The following is a 455-nucleotide window of genomic DNA, read 5'->3' on the forward strand; positions in this document are numbered from 1 at the left end:
GCGAACAAGTACGCGGGCGACGAGAACGATCGTCGCCGCGCCGCGGGCGAGACCCGAAAAGCAAAACGGATCGGCTAGCAGCCGATCCGCTCTCGTCCTTCCCGCGCCGGCTGCCGGCACACGGCCGCGCGCCGGCAGCCGGCGCGCGGCTACGTCATCCGTGCGCCGCGCTCCTCGCCTGCGACACCTTCACGTCGTCATCGTCGTCGCGACGATGCGGCGCCGCACGCTCGCCGACGCGCACCGGGTACGCGCGCCCGCTCATCAACCCCTTCCACAGCAGCTTGTTGTACGCAACCGCATCGAGCCGATCCTCGACCGAGAAATCCATGCCGCGCGTCGCGAGCGCCCAGTAGCGCATCCCGTGCGTCGGCTTGAACGCCGCCGTCTTGATGTCGCCCGACGGAACCGGCAGTTGCGTGTTCGCGAGCAAGCCGGACGCCACTGCCTTGAAG

The 455-nt window shown here is 69.7% G+C and carries 1 protein-coding gene; it reads right to left on the reverse strand.

The features are described 5' to 3' along the window. Positions 1-154: 154 nt before the first annotated feature. On the reverse strand, positions 155-455 hold a 301-nt coding region (locus J5M71_RS28320), incomplete at its 5' end, for a hypothetical protein (protein WP_207838948.1).

Origin of the sequence: Pseudomonas sp. 43(2021) (genome assembly GCF_017490805.1) — a bacterium.
Lineage (GTDB): Bacteria > Pseudomonadota > Gammaproteobacteria > Pseudomonadales > Pseudomonadaceae > Aquipseudomonas.